Consider the following 18342-nt stretch of genomic DNA (forward strand, 5'->3'; position numbering starts at 1 on the left):
TTGAAATTACATATTCTATAATTATTTATAGTTACGTAATTTTAGAGCAAGCATTAACCCGTCATTTTCTCTTAAAATACATAAGACAAAAGAATAGGTAATGGCTCAACTACAAAGCTATTTGTAATCACTATTTTAGTTGATTCAGATAATGAGCATATTAGGAGGAAATTTTCCATGTCAAAAATTAATAAAAGCCGCAAACTTTTTGCAACAACTGCAACAGCTGCATTAGTAGCTTCAGCAATCGTACCAGTAGCTTCAGCTTCTAACTTTACAGATGCTGATAAAATCGCACCTTGGGCTACAGACGCAGTAAACTTCTTATCAGAACAAGAAGTAATCGGTGGTAACCCAGATGGTTCATTCAACCCACGTGGTAACATTACTCGTGCAGAAGCAGCAAAAATGTTCACAGCTGCTTTAAAATTATCTGAAGAAGGTACTGAAGATTTCAAAGACGTATCTGAAAAAGATTGGTACTATGGCCCAATCGTTGCAGTATCAAATGCAGGTATCGTAAACGGTAAAGGCGCAGGTTTATTCGCTCCTAAAGCTAACTTAACTCGTGCAGAAGCGGCTAAAATGATCGTTGAAGCTTACGGTTTAACAGGTGAAGCTGATTTATCTTCATTCTCGGATGCTAAAACTGTATCTGGTAAATGGTCTGAAGAGTACTTATCAACTGCAGTAGCAAACGGTGTAATTAACGGTAAAGACGGTAAATTAGCGGCTAATGATTCAATTACTCGTCAAGAATTTGCTGTAATGTTCAAACGTGCAATGGACTCTGTTGAAGTTGATTTTGCTGGTGAATTAGCAAACGCAGTATCTGACTTAGAAAAAGCAACTAAAGCATTAAATGTTGAAGTGAAAATTGAAACAATCGCGGAAACAAAAGCTGCAGTAGCTACTGCAAAAACAGCAATCACTACAACACAAGCTGCATTAGATGCGGCTGTAAAAGCGGCAGCAATTACTACTGATGACGCAGCGAAAGTTCAAGTTACAATTACTAAAGCTACAGAATTAGTAAAAGTAACTGAAGAAAAAATCGCTAAAGTAGAAGAAGCGGCGAAAGAATTAACAGTTCAATCAATCTCTGCTAAGAATGCAACTCAAGTAGAAATTAAATTCTCTAAAGCTGTCGATAAAGATACATTATTCAAAAACGGTATTAGCGGAGCTTTAGCAACAGCTGATACAGTTACAATCAAATCTTTAGAGACAAACGGACCGGTTTCTATTATTGGCGGTGAATTAAGCGAAGATGGTAAAACATTAGTTCTTACAACTGCTACAGTTTTAGAAAAACGCTATGACTTCACTGTTAAAGGTTTAAAATCAACTGACGGTAAAAACCTTAAAGAGCACAAACAAATGCTTACAATTGAAGCAGATAAAACTGCTCCGGTAATTACAGGAACTGAAAAAGTATCTGCTAACTTAGTTAAAGTTACTTTCTCTGAACCAGTTAAAACATTAGGGACAGTTTCATTCAAACTTGAAGATGGTACAGCTGTTACTGGAATCCAAGAAAAAACAGCATTTGTTGCTGGTGATTCAAGCGTAATTTATGATCTTACAAAAGCACAAGTTAACGGTAAAGACCTTGCAACTGGTGTTAATGTAACAGCAACTTTCGTTGGTGTACAAGATCAAAACCATAACTTATTAACTCCTAACCCAGCTTCAGTTACTTTTGCAAAAGGTGCTAAAGACGGTGTAGCACCGACAGTATCTGTTGTAACTCAAACTGGTGCAAAAGAATTTACAGTTAAATTTTCTGAGCAATTAATTGCAAATCCTACAATTAAAGTAGGTACTACTACGCTAGATACTGCAAATGTAGTACAAGATACTGCTGATAAAACTAAGTACGTAGTTAAAACAACTGAAGTTCTTGATGGAGCTACTACTATCTCGGTAGATGGTTACACTGATTTAAGTGGTGAAACTGGTGCTGCATTCAGCAAAGTTTATACATTTGTTAAAGACGTAGTAGCAGCAAAACCTACAAAATCAGCTGTAGTACAAGATGCTACTGATGGTAAGCAATATTTAGAAATTACATTTGATAAAAATGTTGCAATTGACGATACATCAAAAGTAACTGTTAAAGGTACTCAAGTAAAAGATTTCGTAACTGTAGCAGTTGATAAATCAGCAGCTGTTTCTTACAAATCTAAAACTGACAAAAAAGTAATTCGCGTTGCTTTATCTACTTTATTAGATAACGCTGCATCTTATAATGTAGGTGCAACTTATGACTTAGATGTTACTTTTGCAAATGTAAAAAGTGAAACAGGTGTAGCTGTTGACAGCACTACTGCTGATTTCAAATTAGTTGCAGACGGTACTGCTGCTGCTGCTGGTAAAGTAGCTGTAACTTCAGTAACTCCAGGAGCTACAAATGACCAAGTTACAGTAACTTTTGATGGTAATGTAGACTTAGCAACTGCTACAACAGCAGCTAACTATACAGTTGATGGCGCAGTTGTTGAATCAGCTACTGCTGCTTCATCTAAGACAAATGTTATTACATTAAAATTAAAAGCTAATTCAAACACTTTCACTGGTATCCGTAACGTAACAGTTAAAGAGGTTAAGAAATTAGACGGTACGGTAGCAATGGATACTCAAACTGTTGTATCTGCACCATTAAACGAAAATATTCTTCCAACAGTAACTACTGCTAAATTAACTGCAGTTAACACTATTAAAGTTACTTTCTCTGAAAACGTAACTGATGGTACGGCGGTAGACTTCGTACTTAATGTAGGTGGAGAAGCTGTTAAGACTACTGTAACAACTGCTACAACTTCAACAGGTAATGTACTTGAATTAACTTTAGGTACTGCTGTAACAGCTGCTGATTTAGCTAAAGGCTTATCATTATCTGCTGCAACAACTGTTGATATCAAAGACGCTGTAGGAAACAAACTTACTGTACCAACAGCTATCACTGTAGCTCAATAATAAATAGTAATTAATTTATTTATTATTAAATTTTAAAAGCTCTACATGGAATTTTTCCGTGTAGAGCTTTTCTTTTTTTCACATTGAGCGGCTTGATAAAGTTAAGATTTACTAAGTATAATTATTAAAGAGTAATATTCCCATATTTTTCAGGTTAATCCTGTAAATATGCATTATAATGGAAGGATTAAGTAGATGGAGGAAGTAAGTAATGATGAAAAAAATAGTAGTTGCATTTTTAATTGTGCTAGTGAGTCTAGGCGCAACAGGTTATCAAACAGAAGCAAGTTCGTATGGCGTAATTGAAGAGGGAACGAATCGTACACTTGTACCATTACGTATGGTTGCTGATACGTTTTCTGTACCTGTTGAGTGGGATAATCAGAAAAAAATTGTAACAATAGATAAAATCTATACGTTAACAATGGGTAGTAAAGTGATTAAGAAAAGTGGCGTCGTTTTAAAGCAAATGGATACACAGCCAAAAATGGTTCACAATGCCGTTTATGTACCTGTAAGAGAAGTGGCGTTTTTATTTGATGTTCCTATGGCATGGGATCAAGTTAACCGACAAGTATCATATCAAGTTGGAGAAAATACATATAAAATTTCGGCTTACAAGGAAGCGGTTGTAAATAGACAAAAAGTATCTGTTACGAAAAAAAGCCTCAATGCTGGAGGGAAAAATCTTTCGGTTAATGTTGTTTCTGTCAATTTATTAGCGCCAAATACATCGCTTCATGTGGAACTAGCAAATAATAAATTGGGCTCGGTTGGTAAATTAGCATCGATTGCCAAAGCGAATCAAGCAGTAGTCGCTATCAATGGAAATTATTTTGATGCTTATACAAATAATAGTTATCGCACAGTTTATAACGGACTTGTGATGAATGGTGAACGCGTAAAAGTATTCGATCCTAAGTTCTCTGTCTTTTATTATTCGAAGGACGGAGAGGCTGGGATTTTACCGGGATCACAGTTTATGGAGTTATTTCAGCAAGGCAACATTCAAGAAGCTTTGCAAATCGGCCCGCGTTTGGTAACAAATGGAGTCGTGACATTAAATCCACAAGCAGAAGGATTCAATAGTCATAAAATTTTAAGTTCACCAGGTGCGAGAAGTGCCATTGGAATTTTAAAAGATCGACAAATTATATTTGTGACAACATCAGGTGCAACGATTCAACAGCTCGCTTCTATTATGAAGCAATTGGGCGCGGTTGATGCAATGAATTTTGATGGTGGTGCGTCAAGCGGTTTATTTGTAAACGGTAAGTATTTAACAACACCAGGTCGCGACATTGCGGTTATGTTAATGGTCAAGTAAATAACTGCGTATTAAACCAAAATAAGGAAAAAATACAAGGATTCATTTCATCTCTCGAGTTGACTATGATATGATGGAAAAGAATTTTAAATGGAGTGAGGAGCAAAGGAACAATGAAAAAATGGTTTACAGTACTTATTTTAGCCTTTGTGACGTTTTTTGTTACAAATAATGAACTAAGTTACGCAGATACAATTGGTGAAGAAAATAGTGTTGAGACAATAAGCGTTGATGAGAACAGCGTTGAAACAACAAGTGTTGAAGAAAATGGTGTTGAGAAAACAAATGTTGAAGAAAACAGCGTTGAGCAAACAAGTGGAGAAAAAACAACTGTAAAAAAAACAACAGTTGAAAAAAGCAGTATCCAAAGAAAGTTAGTTGAAAAAAATAATGTAACGATCATTATAAATGGAGAAGTGGTTCTGTTTAAAGATCCAATCCTAAATGAATCAGGACATCTACTTTTACCGATGAGAGATTTTTATGAAGCGATCGGTGCAACAGTTTCTTGGGATCAAGCAAAGAAAATGGCGAGCAGTGTCCGCAATAATCAAACGATTGATTTAACGATTAATTCAAAAACGGCATTAGTGAATGGTAATAAAGTGCAAGTTTCTGTGGCGCCGATTGTCCATAAAGACCGCACATATATTCCTATGCGTTTTGTAAGTGAAAATTCAGATGGTCGCGTTTTTTGGGATGAAGAACAGCAAGTTGTTGAAGTAATATTAAACGACTTGGAAGATGAGGAAGAAAATCCAACACCTGAAGTTCCAGAAATTCCACAAATTCAATATACATTATATATGAATAATAAAAAGATTGTGATGAACGATCCGATTATTAATAAAGGTGGGCGTATGTATATCCCATCTACTTATTTTGCGGAACATCTTCAAAACAGTTATGAACAATGGTCGGATGAAGACAGCTTAGATTTAACGATTTCAGGATTACATTTTGCATTTACAGCTGGTAGTGATCGCATTTTTGTAAATGATGAGTTGTATAAAGGTGCAGAAATACCATTTATGCAATCTGGGAAAATGTATGTGCCAGTGAAATTTATTGTGGATTCATTTAAAAATGGTGGCTCTCTACGTTATGTAGCCGAGTCAAATACGATGTATATTTCAATGTATGACTACATGTTGACGAGTGACTTTTTAGAAAAATCATATGGTTTTTTAAAGGTCCCACAATTAGTGGAAAACGTTTCATTGGATGGGAATCGTGAGTTACTAGTGAGTGATAACCCAGAAGAATTGACGCCCGACCGTATTTCGAAAGCGAATGAAACGTTGTCGGAATATAAAGTACAAGGGTTAACAAATAGTAAAGAACACCGTGTTTATGGATGGCATATTAACAAGCTTGGGGAAAGAGCTTCGATTGCCATTACAATTCAAAACACATCAGATACTTCGAGCCTAGAGGTAACGAATTCAAAAGGGATGTCACAAGTTACGAGTAACAGTTGGAGCACGTTTGATGTCGGATTACCTTTATCGGATGCAGTCTTAACAAACACTTTAGCCGATGCAATGGAAAAAACATTTACACTTGCACCTGGTGAAACAAAAGTAATTGATTCGTATGACCTTGGTGTGGATTATTTACTTGGATTTACGCATGATTTTGATGTGCGAAAAGTGAATGGCGAAGCCGGTAGCTATATCGTGCGTACAGTAATCAGTTTAGAAGAACATGCAGATTTAGCGTCGATTCATTCACCAGTAGTGCCAATCAATCCGTATGCAGCACATCCACGCGGCGTATGGCCAAGTTCGTCATTAAAAGTAACATTACCGACATATACAGTGGATACAGAGCAAGTAGGCTATAACATATCAAATGGTAAAACAGACCATTTACTAACTGCCGAAAATTCATTGGATAAGATGGATGGAACAGTGGGTAACCCAGGTCATTTTGGTATGACGTATAAGGTGGATATTCCGGTTGAAAATCCATCTGGTAAGCTGAAATACGTATTAGTAAAAATCGCAGGTCGTGGTGGTGTTTACAGTGGTGCGGTCAAAATGAATGGAAAAACATTCTTAATCCCAACACTTAAGCCAGGTGAGGAATTTGTACAACTTCCTGTATTACGAACTTCAAAAAAATCAGATACGATTAACTTAGAAATCATCCATGCTGGAGGCAGTAACCTTCCAGTAGCGGTATATGTAGAAACACGATAAGGAAGAGTTAAGTGGAAAACATGTGATTTTGGCATTTGTCAAAATTGCATGTTTTTTTTTCGGGATTTATGGAGGCAGACGGATAGGAAGTGGAAAGTGTTGGATAGACCTACTATTCAGACGGCTAGCCCCAATATTTAATACAGAATCCCTAGTGGAAGTTATTAAATTTGAGTTACTAATGTTTCAATTTTAATAAATCAACCTTTTCCAGACTGAATTATGATATATTCGTTGAAGGGAAAACTATAGAAATAGGGGAGAAAATAAATTGTTTAAGAGAATATTATACATGGGAATTGCCTTGTTATTTTTACAAATTTCCATACATACAGCAAGCGTGTCAGCAGCATTTGACACTAAAATAGATACAAATGAAAAGGTAATTTCACCCGGAGTGACGTATTTCCAAGAAAGATACCAATCGAATAATTTAAAAGAAGTAGTCAATTACTTACATATTGATTTAGCGAATAGCTACACATCATTGGAAATCGGCTTACCGAATCCAATCAATTCATTAAAAACAACGACAAACATAGCGAAAGCGAATAATTATGAAGGACACCGAGTAGTAGGTGCGACAAATGCTGCCTACTTTGCGGGAAATGGTTCGCCATTAAATTTATTAGTGAATAATAATGTCATCGTGAATTATGGAATATTAGGTGAAACAGCCAATAGTCCGACGCAACAGCCAGTAGCTTTTGGCGTTTCGCAATCTGGTAAAGCGATTGCAGATTACTATACGACAGATGTTTCGTTCACTGTAAACGGTGCGAAACATCCAATTGATCGTATTAACTATGAAAGAACTGCAAATAAAACAGTTTTATATACTGCAAGTGAAGCATCTACGAACACGAATAACTGGGGACTTGAAATTGTTGTAACCGGTGCATCGAAAAATACGGAAACATTAAGTTTTGGCGATGTTATTACAGGGACAGTAGCAAGCGTTACGCAATATGGACAAACAGGTAATTCGGCAGTTCCAGCAGATGGATTTGTTATTTCGATTCAAAATAAAGAGCTAGCAAGTCAATTTGAAACGCTTGAAGTAGGAGCACCGATTCAAGTAAATTTAGCAATTGATGAAAAATGGATGAATGCGAAATTTATTTTGGCGGCAGGTCCATTACTTGTGAAAGATGGCAAAGTGAATATTTCGATGCCACAATCAGAAGGGTTTGCGAAAACAAGAAGCGATCGTACTGCAGTGGCGGTTGATGCGACGGGCAAAAAAGTATTTTTAGTTACTGTAGATGGCCGTCAAGAAGGGTATAGTAATGGAACAAATTTACCGGATTTAGCATCGTATTTAATTTCAAAGGGCGCGCACTCGGCGATTAATTTAGACGGTGGTGGCTCGACGACGATGGTAATAAGAAATCCAGGGGAGGAAGCACCTTCATTGGTAAATCGTCCATCAGGTGGTAGTGAAAGAAGGGTTTCTGCAACGCTAAATGTCATTAACTCCGCACCTCCAGGTAAGCTAAAAGCGATCACAATTGGTGGTGTTGCGAAACAAATGGCGATTGAAACAACGACAAATTTAAATGCTTCATTAGGCTATGATGAATTTTTAAATCCTGTTGCCATTCAACCTGAAAACGTAACATGGACGGTTGAAGGGGGGATTGGCCAAATTGAAGGGAATACGTTCAAAGCGACTAAAGCTGGAAATGGTAAAATTGTAGCTGTATATGAGGGTGTGCGTACGGAAGTAGCTGTGCAAGTAACAAAAGCACCTGAAGCAGTTGATTTACTAGATTCATTTGACAATGCAACGGCGTGGACTGCGAGCGCTGCAAAAGCGAAGGCAACAATCGGCAATGCATCGAAAGTTGAGCCATTTCGTGAAGGTTCATCATCATTGAAATTAACGTATGACTTTACGTCAGCTGATACAGGAACAAAAGCCGTTTATGCTGCGGCAAATACACCGATCGCAATTGCGGGTGCACCAAAACAATTAGGCGTATGGGTTTATGGAGATGCGGGGAATCATTGGTTAAGAGCGAATGTGATTGATAGTCATGGAGCAAAGCATACCGTTGACTTTACAGCTCAAGGTGGATTGAATTGGACAGGTTGGAAGTATGTTACAGCGACTATTCCACAAAATCTTTCATTCCCAATTCAATTTGACCGAATTTATTTAACGGAACCGAATGCATCGAATCATAATCGTGGCGTCGTATATTTTGATAAATTACAAGCAGTATATGCGGAAAATTATAAGGAATTAATGTATACAGATGTGAAAGCTTCCCATTGGGCAAGTTCGACAATCGAACTTCTAAACAATAAGGAATTAATTAAAGGGTATCCAAATGGTACATTTAAGCCGGATAGTACGATTACACGTGCAGAGGCGGCAACAATTATTGCGCGTGATTTAGGGCTTACTAAAACGAAAAATCCAAGCTTTACGGATGTGAAGAGCAATCACTTCGCCTACGATGCGATTGCCGCTGTTTCTGAAAAAGGGATTATTACAGGACGCGAAGCAAGCAAGTTCAGTCCAGATGATAAGCTAACTCGTGCGGAAATGGCGACGATTTTAAAGCGTGCGTATAACTTAACGGGTACGAAAGAATTGCCATTCAAAGATGTGAAAAAATCACATTGGGCATATGAAGCGATTCAAACGGTTTATTACAATCAATTAACGGGCGGATATCCTGACAATACTTTCCGTCCAGACCAACATATTTCACGCGCAGAATTTGCGACATTTTTATCGAAAATGTTAGAATAATAGAGAGATAAAAGAATAACGTACTGTTTTGATATAAAGTCAAAATGGTACGTTATTTTTGTTAATAGACAACTCAATTTTCATTTTCATAGAAATTATATCCACTCAAGTTTGTGATTTAGAGCCAAAGGATAGTTTTTATGGTAATATTCGGTAGTATAAGATTATTTTTCACAAATAGGTGGGTTATGATGATAAAAAAAATTGTGATTATAAGTGTGCTAACGGCATTGCTTGGACAATCTGTTCCGCTCTTGCCGGTCAATGCGCAAAGTCCGAATGTTTTAGCAATGCATTATTATGAGGATTTAAGTAAGTCACATTGGGCTGCGAAGGATTTAGTGCAACTCATTGAAATGGGCGTATTAGATGGTCCAACCAACGGGAAAATCAAACCGAATGAGATGGTTTCCCGGGCAGAGACGATTGCCGTGATTGCCCGCGCGACAGGAGTTTCACTGGAATCGAACTTTCCATTGAAGGCAAAAGATGTGCCCGTCTCGCATCCGTATTACAAGGAAATTCGGAAAATGGCCGAACTAGGTGTTATTCATGACGACGCTTGGATGTATCCAGGGGAGCCTGTACAGCGAGATCAAATTTCTAAAATTCTTTCACTCGCCTTTAAAATAGAAATCGATCAGAAAAATAAAGCTTCTTTTATTGATATACCGAAAAAGCATTGGGCAAAGGATTATGTAGAGTCGCTTGCAGATACGGGAATTATTAAGGGTGTTACAACGAAGGAATTTAGCCCTCGAACAAATGTGACACGTGCACAGCTTGCTCAATTAACGATGCGCGGCATTCAATTTACAGAGCAGCTTAGTAACTATAACCTTGTGTATGATTATTTGGCGAAAGATTATATTACAACTACATCTGTCCATAAAAATTGGTCGAATCTTGTCGTGAAGTATATTAATGAAATTCGAGTAAGCAAAGGACTAAATCCCCTAACGCAAGATCCGGCGCTCAATCAGTTAGCCATTATTAAAGCCCAGGACATGATCAAACGTAGATATTTTGATCATACGTCGCCTTTTTATGGCGACCCATGGGATATGGCCACACTTTTTGACTATGAATATGTAAGCTTTGCCGAAAATTTAGCGAGAAACTTTAAAACACCTGAGCAAACGGTTGATGCCTGGCTTGCATCACCATCGCATCGTAAAAATTTATTAAATGCGCACTACACAACAACCGGCATCGGCGTAAAGCAAGCAAATGACGGAAATCTGTATATCGTCAATTTATTTGCAAAAAAATAGCAAACTTTATACGAACCTTAAAGGTTATTATATCCAAATCTAGTGTATTTTTCGCTATTTTTTGATAAAATGTAAATTAATAATCTGTTGGGGGAGGTTCATTGTGTGTCATTTAAAAAAATTAGTTTTTTAGTAGTTATACTTTTGTTTTCACTATTTAATGTTCAAAATGTACAAGCATCGATTACTTTTACGGATCTTGCTTCATCACATCCGGCCTATGATGAAATTCAATACTTGATCGAATTAGGCGTTTTGGAGGGCTCGATCGAAAACGGTAAACGAGTTTTCAAGCCATCTGATTCAGTAACGCGCGGACAGGCTGCTAAGATGGTCGTTGTGGCAACAGGTGAAAAGCCATTAGTCGTAACGAAATCATCGTTTTCAGATATTGACTTAAAGAAAAGTGCGGCATTGTCAGGTTATGTGGAGCGTGCAGTGAAGCTAGGCTATTTCAGCGAATATTCGCCTGGGAAATTTGCACCGAAAACACCACTTACTCGTAATGAAATGAGTAAAGTATTGGCAACTGCCTTTCAATTAAACATTGAGCAAACTGAAAAATTATCGCTGCCGTTTAATGATGTCGCAGCAAATGATCCGTACTATAAATATATTGCGGCGATTTACTATAATGGAATAACGAATGGGACAGCCAATTCGACAAAGTATAGCGCGAAGGACCCTGTGACACGTGCGCAATTTTCATCATTCGTTGCGCGCGCTTCATCGGATAAGTATCGCCTAGACCTTCCTGTTCAAGGAGTCCACGTTCCGAATGAATCGGATGCAATCGGTAAAGTATTTGTAGCGGTGGATAATTTAAATGTACGTTCAAGTGCTTCCAGTGACAATGCAACAAACATTTTGGGGAAGGTAAATACAGGGAAGGCGCTTTCTGTATTTGAGGAGCAAGGGTATTGGCTGAAAATATCTTATAATGGTCAATATGCATTTGTGGCGAAAGAATTTACTAAAACAGCGCAACAACCTGTTGAAGGAACACCTGAAAAGCCGGTTGAGGAAAAGCCGGAACAGCCAGTTGAAGTTAAGCCAGAAAAACCAACAGAAGTAAAACCCGAAAATCCGACTGAAGTAAAACCGGAAAAACCAGTTGAGGTAAAACCGGGAAAACCAACAGAAGAAACACCGGAACAACCGACAGAACAACCTATCGAAATTCCGACAACGGATACAGAAACAATTGCAATTGCGACGGTAAATGGTTTAAATATCCGTGAAAGTGATTCAGCAAGCGCTACTTCACTCGGGAAAATTGATCGAGGTACGAGCGTTAATGTCCTTTCATTCGCAGGTCATTGGGTAGAAATTGACCATCAAGGTACAGTAGGCTATGTGGATAAACGATTTGTCCGTTTGAAAAATACGACGGAAAACCCAGTGAAGGATCGCATAATTATAATCGACCCAGGACATGGTGGAAAAGACCCTGGAACGATGAGTGGTCAAGCCGTTGAAAAGTCCATTGTGTTTAAAGTAAGTCAATTAGTGCAGCAAAAGTTAGAAGCAGATGGTGCGAAAGTATTGATGACACGAACTGGGGATACGTATCCATCACTTGATGATCGCCATAAGTTTGCAACGAATAATTATGGCGAAATGTTTGTTAGTATTCATGCCAATTCAGCAACGAGCACTTCTGCCAAAGGGACAGAAACGTATTATAGTGTTACTTCGAATGAAAACGAAAAAGAGGACCTCGTTTTAGCGACGAATATTAATAACGAAATCGTTAAAAATGCGAGCATGTCGAATCGTGGAGTGAAGCGTGCAGACTTTGTTGTCATCAAAAATTTAAAAATTCCAGCTGTCTTAGTGGAACTAGGATTTGTAAGTAATGAAGAAGATCGTACAAAGTTACTGAGTGATCAGTACATCGAAACGTTTGCACAGTCTATTTATAATGGGATTGTGGAGTATTACGGAAGAAAGTAACTTCAAAAGTCACCCTATTCATTTTGGATCGGGTGACTTTTTTGATTGGTAGTAAAGAGAATGCATAGAAGTTTACTTAAACAATAGCTCTCTAGACCGATATTAATAGTAAGAAATTTCTAGGTTACATATAGTGGGGTTCATCACCAATCTCCGGGGATGACAAAGAGGTTCGATAATAAATACCAAGTTATGATAATTAGCCTATAGTAGGAAGGAATGACAAGATGAAAAAAAATGTACAGATTAGGGTTTTGACAGGGCTGTTATTAGTACCTGGAGCAGTTGCTCACGCCAATGAAGCGAACAAGATTTTAAATGCATCAGCAATACCGTATAATGTTGTGGCAGCGTCAACGGTGGAGAGTTTATTGGCAAGCTTTAAGGGGGTCAATGAGGAAGCAAGTGCTGAAACCGTAGCTGTTGAAAGAAAAAAATACGATACTTTGAGTCAGGCTGAAAAAGATTTACTTAATGCCGCAAATGATAATTTACTTGCGTTAATTGATGCGAAATTAACGTATTTAGAGGAATATCAAGTTCATAAAAAAACGGCAAAAAGTTTAGAAATAGCAATAAATAAATTAACGAACACCAACACCAATATAATTGCCGAAACGGAAAAAGCGGAAGAGGCGCGTGTACAGCTACATAAAGAATTTACAGCGAGCTTGGATAAAGTATCCGCGGCAGCAGAAAGTTCACCTTTAAATGCAACAGATTTCTTATCAACATTAAAATATTTTAAAAGCACCGGCACGGACGAATTTATTGAGGCAATGGTGACAAAGGTAAGTTTAACGAACTTAGAAAATAAAGTGTCAGCTATTGAGCCTGTACAAGAATTTATTACAGATTTCATCACTCCTCTTCTAGCAGTGAAAGAAGCTAAACCTGTTGATAAAAAAGCGTTTGAAACTGAGGTGACAGAGGCGCGTGCAGCATTTAACGTACTTGAATCGCAAATAAAAGCACTAACGAAAATTCAAATCGTCGAAAATAATGTGAACGTTGAAAATACGATTAAAAATGCTGAAACGGATTTATCCAAAGCAGTAGCGGTTGAAAATGCAATCAAAGATATGGTTAGCAACCCACCTACAACACCGACAACATTCCGTTCAAAAATGTCAGCGATTCAAAATAGTTATGCAGCACTCAATGATTTCCAAAAGGCATTAGTTAAGAACTATGATGAAGTAGCTGATTTTATCAAAGTAATAGCTATGATGGATGACATTGATAGCTTAGCGAAAATGGCGGTTAATTCCGATCAATTCCGAGAAAAATTATTGGAAGTAGGAACGGCATACAATGCGCTTGGCACGGATTTAAAGAATTTAGTATCCAATACAAGTAAATTAATTGAAATGGAAAAGGGTGTTGAAAAAGCAAAAGAAATCGAAAAGCAAATTATGGCCATTACGATTGACAATGCAACTTCCGCAACACCAGAAGCCCGCGCAGCATATAACGCTTTATCAGCAACTGACCGCAAATATGTAAAAAAGGGTGATCTAGATTTACTCGCTGCATGGGAAAAGTCCAATTCTTCCGCGAATGGTGTCATTAAGCAAATTAACGACATTTCAACAACTGCTTTAGCGGAAAAAGATGTTACAAACTTTATTACAAAAACAAAAACAGCGATTGCAGGCTATTCGAAAATGTCTCCAACCGATCAGCCACTTGTAACGAATCGTGCACGTTTAAACGGGCTAACACCTTATATGGAAATCGCCGCAGCCATTATGACATTGAATAGTACAAGTACAACATATGCAACCGATTTAACAGATGCAACGGCAAAGCTTGCTACATGGGATTCATTAGCTTCAACTGGATTGACGGCGGCAGACCAACCGAATTTAGTAGCCATGAAAGCTTTATTACAAACGAAACTAGACAATTTAGTTAGTGAAAAAGACTTAGCTACGAAAATTGATGAACGAATTTTGGCAGTGAAAAATACAATCAGTTTAGCCGAATTAGCAAACATAAGAATAGATTATGATGCACTTTCAGCAAATGGAAAAAAATTAGTGAAGAATTATGCGGTATTAACTGCAATAGAAAGCCAATATAAATCTGTATTAAATGTCGTTAATTTAATTGAAAAGATTGATTTTGGTGCAAAGGATTTTGCTAAAAAAGTAATAGCGGCTAATGCAGCATATGAAAAAATACCAACAGACTTAAAAAACCTAGTGGATAATTACATTAAATTACAGGAGTTTCTGCAAGTTGCCCAATTGATGCTCGACATTGATGGCATCAGTACATCAGCGAAGGATTTCCGCGAAAAGGTAACGACTGCTGAGCAAACATTCAAAACATTAACGGCGAACACATCGCTTTTAGACAAGCCAACGAGTGCAAAAGAACGTTTACTAAAAGAATATGGTCCGAAATTGGAGACGTTCCAAAAAATTATCGCTTCTGCTAATACGATGGTGGACAAAATTAACGCACTTAGCTCAAAAACAGGGCAGGCCTTTATGGATGAGCTTGCGTTATTAACGGCTGAATATAAGGCGATGGATTCAACAATGAAACGCAGTGTAACGAATGCTGCATTATTAACAGCTCTTGAAAAGGACTATAAGGCGTCATTAAACGTGTTTACAATGATTGAAAAACTACCTGCCAATACAGATAAATCGTTCTCTAAAAAAGTACTTGATGCTGAAAAGGCGTACCAAAAGCTAACAAAGAAGCAACAGGAAAATGTGTATAATTACACGACAAAATTACAGCCTGTATTAAAGGTAGCGAGCTTAATTGATCGTATTGATAAGTTAAAGGTTGGTAGTAAAACGTATCAAGCTGAAACGGCGGCAATTCGTGCGGAATACGATGCCCTTACACCAGCTGAACAAGCGTTAGTTCATAATTATTCAAAATTAACGGGTGCAGAAGACAATATGACAAGTGCTGAAAAGGTCGTGGCATTAATTAAAGAAGCGATTCCAACAGCGGATAACTATATTGAAAAATTGACAGCGGCCCGCAATGCATATGATGCTTTAGATAAATCGCAGCAAAAACTTGTGACGAACTACAAAGATTTAACGAACCGTGAGCGCGCAGTAAAGCCTGTTTTAACATTAGATGCGAGCATTATATTGCTTGATCCATCGAATGCACGTACCTTTATTTCAAAATATAAAAGTGCAGAAAAGGCCTACGAAAAGCTTACACTTGCAGAGCGCGGTTTATTATTAAACAGCGCGAAATTAACTGGTGAGTTAAAAGCATTATTCAATGTAATGAATGCGATTAACAACATTAAATCATCGAGCAAAACGTTTGTAGCGGATACGCAAGCCGCTCGTGCGATGTATGATGCATTACCAGCCGATCAACAGGCAAAAATTTCGAATATATCGGTGCTAAAAGACCATGAACTGAATGTTTCAGGTGGAGCAAGTGTTGATGCATTAATTCGCGATTTAAATTCAGTCTCACCGAAAGAGTTTATTGCAAAAGTAAAAGAAGCAAGCCAAGCATACAAAGCATTAAGTTCTACAAATAAAAAAGCAGTTACATTAATAGATGAGTTAAAATCGCAAGAAAAGTATATAAAGCCAGTAGAAGTCGCGATTGATGAGATTGAAGGCTTAAGCAACCCGCGCAACGATTTAAGTCGTCAATTTGATAAAGTGAACAAAGCGTTGAAAAAGCTAGACTCGAAGCAAATGAGCTATGTAACGAACATCGACAAATATTCTAACTTATCGAATGTCATTTATGTCTATCAGTTAATCGACAAATTAAAGCCTAGTGATAAATACTATTTAGGTAACTTAGAGGCGGCAAAGTTAGCGTATGACCGTCTATCAAGTGATGAAAAGTTAAAAGTAACAAACTATTACAAATTACAGGAATCGCAATTAGATGTGACGGAAATTCAAAAAGTGACGAATATTATTGCTTCATTATCAAGAAGCTCTAGCACGTATGTTGAGGATGTAGAAAAGGCAGCCGCGGCGTACAAAGAACTTCCATCTGGTTCAAAGCGTCAAGTGATGAACTACGATATTTTAAAGCAAGCTGAAAAAGATATAAAGGTTGCCAAATCCGTAATAAAACAAATCGAGGAAATCGATCCGAGTTTGCGTACGTTCGAATCCAAAACAAAATCTGCACTGAAAGCTTATGATAAACTAACGGAAGAGCAAAAATTACTCATTGCCAATTATAATTTATTACAAAACTATGTATTTGAATTAGGGCTATAATTATTTGTTTTAGATGAGTTTTGTGCAAGAGTAAGTCCAACATGATAGTAGCCATCGTTCCCAAAATTAAAGTTGGGGAACGATGGCTTTTTGTATTTAATGCACCAGTTTTCGTGGGGGACATTTTTTGCTTAGAAAAATAGAAAGTCGAAAGTGTCAGATAGAAAATCAAATCTAACGGATAGAACTACTTTTCGGGCAGTTTTGCATAAATTCTTTGCGGATGCAGATCATCCTCGTGAAATTTTATCCTACATATCTTGTCATGATAAATATGTCATTCAGAAAATTATCCATTTTCATCGTGTTATATGGTAAATTATAGTTTGTTATATTACAGTAATATTACGGTGACGGATTTGATGGTAGAAATTCTGTTCTTTATTCGTTAAATCTCTACTTAATGCATAAATTTCGTTAAAGTGTTTTATTGAGAGATTGCGCGGAACTGTTACATAAGTGAAAAATTACAGTGCGATAATATATGATACTCTATTTGTAGGTTAAAAAACCTGGTTTTCGAAGGGAGTTTCATTGAATCGTGAAAAAAAGAATTTTATTACCGATCTTTGCAGCGTTTATGATTTTTGCAGGGACGGATACAAATACAGCACAAGCAGCATCAACTTCAGAATTAACAACAGTAGCATATGATTATATTGGGGTACCTTATGTATATGGAGGTACTACAGCAAAAGGTTTAGACTGTTCAGGGTATACGAGCATCGTTTTTAGCAAGCTTGGCCATGACTTAAACCGTACAGCTGCTGAGCAGTATAAACAAGGGACAGCCGTTTCAAAAGCCAATTTAAAAACGGGCGACTTAGTGTTCTTTAATACTACGGGTAGTGTTTCACACGTAGGGATTTATTTAGGTAATAACGAATTCATTCATGCTGGGACAAGCACAGGTGTAACAGTGGCTAAATTAAATTCTTCTTATTGGGCAAAACGCTATATCGGCGCGAAACGTGTAGCAAGTTTTGATGGTAGTAAAGTGGTAGCATCCACAGGTGAAGTAAAAGATGCAGCAATAGACTTTTCGGTTTATGCATCTCGTGGTGAAGTAGCAATCCAGTTAGCAAAAGCAATGGGTCTAGATACATCGGATAAAAACTCACCATTTGCAGACGTTAAATCTACTTCAAAGCATGCTGGAGCAGTAACAGCATTACATAAAATGGGCGTATTTACAGGCGATGAAAATGGAAAATTCAATCCAAGTTCTCCATTTACACGTGCACAATTAGCAAAGGTTTTAGTAGCTGCATTTAATTTAGAGCAAAAGGGTGATTTCAAGACATTTACTGATGTTTCTAAATCTCACTATGCTTCAAATGATATTTCTGTTTTAGCATCAAACGGCATCACAATGGGTAAAGGTGATGGCACATTCGGCATTAATGATAATGTGAAGCTAACGGACTTAACAACTTTCATTAACCGCATCCAATAAAGGTATCTGTGCATAGAGAAAATTTATATTCATATATAGTAATACTAAAAGGATGATTCCCACGAGTTGGGGATCATCTTTTTAGTTTATAAAAATAGAAATCAGGTGAAGAATCAATTAAAAAAACCTAAGTCGCTAAAG

Annotated in this window: 8 protein-coding genes; all 8 read left to right on the forward strand. The window is 37.3% G+C overall.

Going from position 1 to position 18342, the window contains the following annotated elements; all coding sequences use genetic code 11:
- Positions 1–177: 177 nt before the first annotated feature.
- On the forward strand, positions 178–2979 hold the full coding sequence (locus CSE16_RS02825) for an S-layer homology domain-containing protein (protein WP_099422474.1): 2802 nt from the start codon (positions 178–180) through the stop codon (positions 2977–2979).
- A gap of 211 nt (positions 2980–3190) precedes the next feature.
- The gene (locus CSE16_RS02830) at positions 3191–4306 is read left to right on the forward strand and encodes a phosphodiester glycosidase family protein (RefSeq protein WP_099422475.1); all 1116 of its coding nucleotides are present in this window, start codon (positions 3191–3193) and stop codon (positions 4304–4306) included.
- A 113-nt stretch (positions 4307–4419) separates the two neighbouring features.
- Positions 4420–6510: a stalk domain-containing protein gene (locus CSE16_RS02835; protein WP_099422476.1), complete on the forward strand. Its 2091-nt coding sequence runs from the start codon at positions 4420–4422 to the stop codon at positions 6508–6510.
- A gap of 271 nt (positions 6511–6781) precedes the next feature.
- Positions 6782–9274, forward strand: coding sequence for an S-layer homology domain-containing protein (locus tag CSE16_RS02840; RefSeq protein WP_253896154.1), 2493 nt, complete (start codon positions 6782–6784; stop codon positions 9272–9274).
- 191 nt (positions 9275–9465) lie between these two features.
- On the forward strand, positions 9466–10548 hold the full coding sequence (locus tag CSE16_RS02845) for a CAP and S-layer homology domain-containing protein (protein ID WP_172954348.1): 1083 nt from the start codon (positions 9466–9468) through the stop codon (positions 10546–10548).
- Positions 10549–10653: 105 nt separating this feature from the next.
- Entirely contained in the window at positions 10654–12504 is a 1851-nt protein-coding gene (locus tag CSE16_RS02850) for an N-acetylmuramoyl-L-alanine amidase (protein ID WP_099422479.1), read from the forward strand.
- 227 nt (positions 12505–12731) lie between these two features.
- Complete coding sequence (locus CSE16_RS02855) at positions 12732–16745, forward strand: coiled-coil domain-containing protein (RefSeq protein ID WP_099422480.1); 4014 nt, start codon at positions 12732–12734, stop codon at positions 16743–16745.
- A 541-nt stretch (positions 16746–17286) separates the two neighbouring features.
- A complete protein-coding gene (locus CSE16_RS02860) occupies positions 17287–18201 on the forward strand; it encodes a C40 family peptidase (RefSeq protein ID WP_099422481.1) in 915 nt (304 codons plus the stop codon).
- Positions 18202–18342 lie beyond the last annotated feature (141 nt).

This window comes from Solibacillus sp. R5-41 (assembly GCF_002736105.1).
Classification (GTDB): Bacteria; Bacillota; Bacilli; order Bacillales_A; family Planococcaceae; genus Solibacillus.